Annotated in this window: 5 protein-coding genes; all 5 read right to left on the bottom strand. The window is 62.3% G+C overall.

Annotation, left to right across the window (positions count from 1 at the left end; genetic code table 11):
• Nucleotides 1-412 precede the first annotated feature (412 nt).
• Nucleotides 413-3,175, bottom strand: coding sequence for an MMPL family transporter (locus tag ACXWUF_RS14775; protein ID WP_458495415.1), 2,763 nt, complete (start codon nt 3,173-3,175; stop codon nt 413-415).
• 335 nt (nt 3,176-3,510) lie between these two features.
• Nucleotides 3,511-4,302 (bottom strand): outer membrane lipoprotein-sorting protein, encoded by a 792-nt coding sequence (locus ACXWUF_RS14780; protein WP_458495416.1) that lies wholly within the window; start codon nt 4,300-4,302, stop codon nt 3,511-3,513.
• A gap of 31 nt (nt 4,303-4,333) precedes the next feature.
• Nucleotides 4,334-5,668, bottom strand: coding sequence for a DUF1302 family protein (locus tag ACXWUF_RS14785; RefSeq protein WP_458495417.1), 1,335 nt, complete (start codon nt 5,666-5,668; stop codon nt 4,334-4,336).
• Nucleotides 5,669-5,951: 283 nt separating this feature from the next.
• On the bottom strand, nt 5,952-6,932 hold the full coding sequence (locus ACXWUF_RS14790) for an acyltransferase domain-containing protein (RefSeq protein ID WP_458495418.1): 981 nt from the start codon (nt 6,930-6,932) through the stop codon (nt 5,952-5,954).
• Between the two features lie 68 nt (nt 6,933-7,000).
• Nucleotides 7,001-7,946, bottom strand: a 946-nt coding sequence (gene fabD, locus ACXWUF_RS14795; RefSeq protein ID WP_458495419.1) for an ACP S-malonyltransferase, incomplete at its 5' end; no start/stop codon positions are given.

A 7,946-nucleotide genomic window follows, 5' to 3' on the forward strand; every position in this document is an offset into this window, starting at 1 on the left:
GTCCGCTTCCGTCGCGGCATGGGCCGCACCACGGAATCGCGGTCGCGGGCGGGCGACTGGACGGTGGGGGGTGTGAGGGGCAGGGAATTTTCCTCGTCCAGCATGGCGGGGTTTTATCTCGGTGAAAGGGTTGATTTTTCTTTCTCGTTTCCACGCGCCGACGTGGGAATGCAGTCTTGGCCGCTCCAGCGGCCCGGCGGTATTCGCGACGCTGGAGCGTCGCCCCCGGCATTCCCGCGCCGGAGCGTCACTCCCATTAAGTTAAGCCGGTCTGGAGTCCGAACTTTAGTCTGGACAAGGGCTTAAGCCGTTGAAAAACGTCCAAACTAAAGTTCGGACTCCAGCGGTCACAGCGCTCGGTTTTCTTAACTTAATGGCAGTGACGCCGACGCGTGGGAACGAGGCGAACGACTCAGCCAGCGTTCCGTTTTTCGGAGGCGGCGCCCAGGCTTTCCGCCACCCAGCCCGCCGTGGTGCCTTCCAAGCGGTGGCTCAGGATGGCCGAGAGGTTGCAGTAGAGGGTCGCGGCGATTTTCGGATAACGGCGACGCAGCCGTTCCAGGCTGGCCTTGTCCACCCGCAGCACCTCGGTGGGTTCCACGGCCTGGACATCGGCGGTGCGCGGCTCGCCGGTGACGAAGGTCATCTCGCCGAACACATCGCCCTGGCTGAGCCGTCCCACCTCCTTGCGGTTCTCGTTGACGCGGACCACCACCTCCGCCGCGCCTTCGAGGATCAGGTACATCTCCTCGCCCCGCTCGCCCTGCCGCACAATGCTGTCGCCGGGCTGGTATTGCTCGACGGTGCCCAGCAAGGCCAAGCGCTTCACGTCGCCGAGGCTCATGCCCTTAAACAACTCGCCCCGCTCCATCACCGCCCCGCTGATCTTGAGGCGCAGCACATCCCACGGGCTGATGAGGGACACGCCCGCGATGAGGAAGGGCGTGATGAGCAAATCGCTGAGCAGGGCGGTAATCATCGACAAAGCCGCCAGATAGCCGAAGGACAGGATCGGCCCGAACTCGGAGATCACCAACATGCCGAAGCCAATCGCCAATGCCACCGCCGAGCCGACCACGGGCCGGAGCTCATGGGCGAGGGTGCGTTGCAGGGCCAGCATTTGGTTCTGGGTGCTTTTGAGTTCCTTCTGGAAGGCGATCATCAGATGGATGGTGTCATCGACGATGATGCCGAGGGCGATGATCGCCACCGAAATCGTGCCGGGACTCAAGGGGATGTCGAACCAGCCCATGATCCCGTAATGCATGGAAATCGGCACCAGATTGGGCACCATCGCCAGGAAGCCCACCTTCACCGACATGAACAGCAGGGAAATCAGCACGAAGATCGAACCCACCGCCAGGGCCAGGCTGCTGATCTGCCCCGTCGCCATGGAGTCCGCCGCGTTGTTGATGAGGATGCCCTCGCCCGCGAAGCGGATTTTCAGGTTCGGCGAGAGAGTGGTCCGGGCGAATTCCTCGGTCTCCCGCAGCAACCGATTAAGCTGGGAGGAACCGGAAATGTTGTGCCGCACCATGATGGCGGCCTTGGAGAAATCGAAGTCCGCCACCTGCTTGAGGTCTTCGTTGTCCAGCATCAACAGGTATTGGGAGACCAGTTCGCTGCTGTCCGGCACGGTGGCGAAGCTGGGGTTGCCGTCGTTCAGTTCCCGGTTGATGAGCTTGAGATAGTCCACCAGCGAGACGGTCTTGTCGAAGCGGCTGTTGAGGAAGTCCTGCAACTTGGCGATGTCCCGCAGCACCTCGGGGTGCTTCAAGCCGTCGGTGACGCCGGTTTCGGCCACCACGTAGAAGTTCTGCGCCCCGGCCAGCTTGTTGTGGACATCGGTGAAGGACTGGCGCACCGGGGAATCCTCTTTGAGGAAGCTGATGAAGTCCGAGTCCACCTGCACCCGGAACCAGCCCGCCACCGACAGCGCCATGGTCACGGTCACGATGGCGATGGTCCAGCGCCGCCGCCGGTCGCTGAAATTGGTGATGGCGGCTTCCAGCCACAGGAAGAACCGGCCATTGTGATGCTCGTCTTCCGGGACCAGGAAGCTCTTGGGCACCGGCAACAGGCTCAGCATGGCGGGCACGCCCAACAGGGTCGCGAACAGGCTGGCGACGATGCCGAAGGAGGCCGCGATGCTGAATTCCTGCAACATGACCACGCTGTTGACCGCCCCGGAAGCGAACCCCAAGAACGTGGTGAGGTTGGTCAGAATCAAGGCCAGACTGGCTTTCAAGACCATGTTGCGGAGGGCCGTCGCCTTGTCCTCCCCGGCCCGGAGGTGATCCGCGTAGACGGACAGCATGTGCACGTCTTCGGTGCTGCCGATGACCAACAACAGGGTGGGCAGGGAGGCGTTGATGGGATTGACGTTGTAGCCCATGTAGCCCATGAACCCCAGCATCCACACCATGGCGAAGCCGCCGGTGGCTATCGGCAATATCGCCGCGAGTCCGGCCCGGAACAGGTAAATGAGCATGACCAGCATGACGGTCACGCTCACCGGCGTCAGCACCCTGTTGTCGTGTTCGATGTATTCGACGATGGTGAGCTTCAAGAGGGGCATGCCGATCTGGTAGATGCCCGCGCCGGTCTTGGCTTTCTGCTCGGCGATCAGGGCATTGATGGCGCCCGTGACCCGCTGGTTATAGCCGGGGTCGCCGGGGCGGCTGGCGAGATAGGCGTTGATGGCCGTGGTCTTGCCGTCCTTGGAGACCACGTTGTTGAGGAAGATTTCGTTGGCGAGGGCGTCGGCCCGGATGCGCGCCGCCTCCTCGTCGCTGTCTGGCGGGGCGCCCATCAACTGGTTGGTGTCCAGCATCCCGCCATCGGACTTGATCTTCCGCACCGTCGCCAAGCTGACCACGCGGGTGACGCCCTCCACCTTGTACAGCCTGTCGGTCAATTCCGAGACCGCTTGCAGATACTTGGGCTGGAACACATCGTCGCTGGACAGCACGATGGAAATCAGGATGTCGTCGCCGAAGGTCGCCTTGGTCTGGTCGTAGTAAATCTTGTCGGGGTCGCCCGCCACCATCATTCCTTCCGAGGAAGGGTCGATCACCAGCCGTTGCAGGCCGGGCACGAATGCCGCCGTGATCAGCAGCAGAATAAGGGCTACCAGCCAGGGATGCCGGGGTATCCAGATGAGTGTCGCTTTCACGGGGTTGTCTCGCGTATGGGTGGGATGGCTTCGGGTGGGTTTGTTCCCTCTCGCACCGGGAGAGGGCTAGGGTGAGGGGCAGGTCAAATGGGATTTCTTCCTTAGAAAAGCAAAGCTTGGCGGGTGGATGTTTGTGGAAGAAATCCTTTTTTGATCCCCCTCGCCCCACCCTCCCCAATCGCAAACGGTCATTCCGGGAGCGCCGGAATGACCCTTCCCAGACCGCGTAGGCCGGGCATGTATCCCATGCCCGACATGGCTTAGTCCAACGCTAGCGTCGGGCATGAACACATGCCCGACCCACGGGATTTGGGGGGTTATTTATGACCTGTTCCTTAACGGGTCGGCTTGGTGAGGCTGCGCTCCGTGAAGAAATCGGCGTCCAAGTTCTGATCCATGACCCGCTTGTTGGTCTCGATTTCAGTCTTGTGATGGCTGATGAGGTCTTGCACCACGGTCTTGCTGCTGCGCCACATCTGGTCCCTGATGTTATTGAGGTTGCTGATGAGGGCGGTCTTCACCAGCCGGTCGTGGGTGTCGTAATACTCGGTTTTCACGGTGAACAGGATGTCCTTGCGCACCCACACCACCCGCTTGCTGTAGCCGGAGTCGCTTTTTTCCTCGTCCGTGGCGGGGGTGATTTCCACCACGTAGCAAGACTGCCCGTCATAGTCCTCGCTCTTGATCAGGTTATAGGCGTGGGTTTCCAGGTTTTCCGGGCGCATGTCCTCGAAAGCCAGATCGCTGCCCATGAACTTGTTCTTCTTGCCCCCGGCGGCGATGCGCTTCACATTGCGGAGCGCGGGCAGGTAGAGCCACTGGTCGTCCCCGGCGGCGCCCCGCTCCCAGGTCAACAGGCCCACATCGCGGATATCCGCCGGGGCCAGGAACTTGATGAGCGCCCGGGTGGTGCCATCGTCCTCCCTGAGGGAGTAGTTGACCATTTCCCGCTCCGTGGCCTTGCCGGCGTCGTCGATCAGGCGCATCACCGCCCGCGATTCCTCATCGCGGGTCTCGTGGCGTTGTTTCTGGGCCTGCATGATGTCCTTGCCGCTCATCTCCGCCTGGGCCAGGAGCGGCAGCAGTCCGAGCAGAACGAAAGCCAGGGGACGTATCGGGAAGCGCATGGGTGTGACCTCTTATGAATGGTTGGTGGGGTTAGAACGTGTAGCTGACGATGGAGAACACGCGGTCGTTGCGGGTCCAGCGGCCAAAGAAGGTGGTGTTGTCGCCGGTGAAGATGTCCGCGCCGAATTTGATTTGCAGGTCATCCAAGGGTTTGTGGACGATCTGGAATTGGCCGAAGGCATCATTCTTCACCACGTCCTCGCCCCCGGCCAGTTCCAGGCTGGTCTTCTCGTTGAACTTGATGATGAACTTGGCTGCGAGGGTGTTGTGGAAGGGGCGGACGTACTGCCCGGTGGGGGCGTATTGATTGCCGAAAGGCTTGGGCCGGAACACCTGGGTGTCGAGGAATTCCAGCACCAGGGTGGCTTCCTCAATGAAGCTGACCGGCAGATCGCTGAAGGTGTGGTTGAGTCCCACCACGTACTCGATGTAGTCATCGTCCTGCTGCGGATCGTCGGCGAAGCGGGCGGCGGCTTCGCCGTGGAATTCGGTGTTCCAGTGGGTCGTGGAAAAGGCCGCCGCCAGTTGGTGATAGCGTTGAAAGACCTGGGTGGCCAGCACCGCGCCGCCAGGGGTCGGCGTGCCGCGCAGCACCCCGACCGGATCGAAGCCGTTGAAATAGCTCAGGAACAAATCCCAACCTTTCAGCAAATGGCTACTGCCCACCCGGAAACCGCCCTGGAACTCGCCCGCCGTATTGGGCGGCATGTCCCGCCCGCCGGGAATAAGCGCCAGATTGCCGAAGCTGGCCTGGGCGGCGCTGAAATCGCCCAGCCAACGGTTGTTCAATCCCGGCATGCGGCTGGGTGTGAACCACGGCTCGAACACCATGTCCAGGCTCAACGCTTCGGTGCCATAGCTCAGGCTGACGGCGGGCACGCCGATCTTGAAATAGGTCGGCACGTCGAGGAAATCGCGGGGATTCAGCCGGTCCATGGGGTTGTAGAAGTCCGCGGTGCCCCACCGGAAAATCTGCTTGCCCACCCGCAAGTCGGCTTTTCTCAGGGCATAGCTCAGATAGGCCTCGTCCAGATTGGCGATGTAGCGGTTGCCATTCATCTCCCGCAGCCCGTCGATGACGCCGTTGTTCTGGCCGAGGTTGTCGAGGTGGAAATGGGGGCGGACCAGGTAGGAAAGGTCATCGCTGACATTCCCCGAGATTTCCAGCCTAAGGTCGGCATCGAAGCGGGTCAGGTTCTTATCCTGGGGCGTGGAGTCGAAATACTGGAACAACCCCAGCCGCAATTCACCCCGCACATGCTCCCGCAGGGTTTCCCAGGTGGCGGGAGGGGTTTCCACTTCTTCCGCGAAGCAACCTAGCGGCAGTAGCAGGATGATTGAACTGGCGGCGAGGCTCCGTTTCAACCGGCGAGTGGTACGGAGTGCGACAGGGCGTGTGGATGTGCTAAGGAGATCGGCCAACATGTTTTTTAATTCTGATTGTTGTAATTTTTTAGAACGCCGGGAGGATTGCCTTGGAGGATGGCGATAAGAAACGGCAACCCTGTTGGCGACAAAGATAATCAATAAAGAACCGTATCGGCAACCGAAACCAATCCAGGGTTAAGTGGGAGTGGCCTTCAGGCCACGACCAAACACGGAATAGTCGCGGTCTGAAGACCGCTCCCACAGAATCACCAACCCCGCCTCAAAACGCGATGAGCGTCTCCCTGAACGCTGCCAGCTTGTCTTCCAGCGCCGCCAGGGTTTGGGCATTGTTGCCGTAAGCGTCCAAGGCATAGCCAGTAGCCGAGCCGGAATCCGCCGCGAGGCAATACCTAACGAACCCGGCCAGCGTGCCCGATGGACCCAAATCGGCGAACCAGCACGGCCCGTGGACCGCCTCGAAATTCTCGACCGTGGCCTGAAACCCCACCCGCTCGCGCAGCACCGCCCAGTAATAATCGGACCCCAAGTCCGCCGCCGCCAGCACCCGCCGGTACGCGCAGGAAATGATCGGCACGCGGGGCGAACGCAAAGCATAGCCATTCGCCAGCGCCTTGAATTCCATGGCTATCGGGTCGATCAGCGGCGAATGAAAGCCGTAGCCGATGGGCAGAAGCTGATGGATCACCCCGAGACGGCGTAGCGATTCGGACAAAGCCGCCAACCGTGGCCGAACACCCGCCACCACGAAATGCTTGGAAAAATTTTGGCAGCCGACCCAAACGCCTTCGAACAGCCCCGGTTGCTCCGCCACCAAGCCCGGCCCGGCCAGCACCGCCAGCATCGAGGCCGGCTCGGCCAGCCGGTCCAGCAGGGCGGCGTGCCCCACCACCAATGCCAGCCCCGCCTCGAAGGAATACACCCCGGCCACCGCGCCCGCCACGAATTCCCCCAGGCTGTAGCCCAGCAGATAATCCGGTTGATAGCCGCGTCCCAGCAACACTTGCGCCAGGGCGTATTGGATCGCGTACAAGGCGGGCGCGGCCTCCAAGGTCCGGTCGAACGGCTGGTCCAGCCCGGCCCCGAAAATAATGTCCGCCAAGCGCCGCCCACCCAGCCAGGGCGCGGCCAGTTCACCCGCCCAATCCAGGCGGCGGCGGAATGCCGGCTCTGTCCGGTACAACTCGCGGCCCATGCCGTAATACTGGGAGCCTTGCCCCGAGAACATGAACACCAGTTTCACAACGGCGCCTCCCCGTCACCCCACGGCCCGCGCTGCCCGCAACGGGACGGATTTCGTGCCCGCCGGAATCATCGCGCCGCCGCCGCGTGGGCGCGGATGTCCCGGACCAGCCCGGTCAGCACGTTGCCCGGCCCCATTTCGGTGATGTCCGGGGCGGGCTGCGCTTGGGCCAGGAGATAGAGGATGCTCTCCGTCCAACGCACCGGGCGGCTGATTTGCCGCACCAAATTGGCTTTGATCTCGCCCGGCTCGTAGGGCAACGCGGTGCAATTGGCGATGACCGGAATGCGCGGCGGGGCCAGATCGAACGGTTCCAGGAAGCGGGCGTAGGCTTCCCCGGACGCCTGCATGTAGCGGGAATGGAACGCGGCGCTGACCCGCAGCTTGACGAAGGACTTGGCCCCGGCCTCGGTGAAGATTTCCCCGACCTCCTGAATGTCCTGCCCGGGACCGGAAATCACCGTCTGGGTGGGCGAGTTGTAATTGGCGACATCAAGGGTGTCGAAGGCGAAGTTCTCCAGGATGTCTAGCACATCCTCCGCGCTCAGGCCCAGCACCGCGCCCATGGCCCCGCCTTGGGCCTCGGCCATCAACTCGCCGCGCTGCTTGACCAGCTTGAGTCCCGTGGCGAAATCGAACGCCCCGCCCGCCAACAGGGCGTTGTATTCGCCCAGCGAATGCCCGGCCAGGTAATCCGGCTCGGGCGCGCCCTCCGCCCGCCGCTCGTAATACATGAGGGCGCTCACCACGTACAAGGCGGGCTGGGTGTAGCGGGTCTGGCCCAAGCGCTCGGGCGGGTCGTCCAGGCACAGCGCCCGGATTGAAAACCCCAGAATCTCATCGGCCTGGGCTACCAGGTCGGGGTATTTCTCGAACAATCCCTGTCCCATGCCGGTTCGCTGCGAACCTTGTCCTGGGAATACATAAGCCAGCGTCATAGTGGGTTCCTTGATTCGGTGGGAGCGGGCTTCAGCCCGCGCCGACTGGCTGGGCGGGTCGCGGGCGGAAGCCCCC

The organism is Methylomagnum sp. (genome assembly GCF_054333355.1).

Bases quoted from the DNA above. Each gene is read 5' to 3' on its own strand.
- ACXWUF_RS14780 (WP_458495416.1), bottom strand. From the start codon at position 4,302: ATGCGCTTCCCGATACGTCCCCTGGCTTTCGTTCTGCTCGGACTGCTG.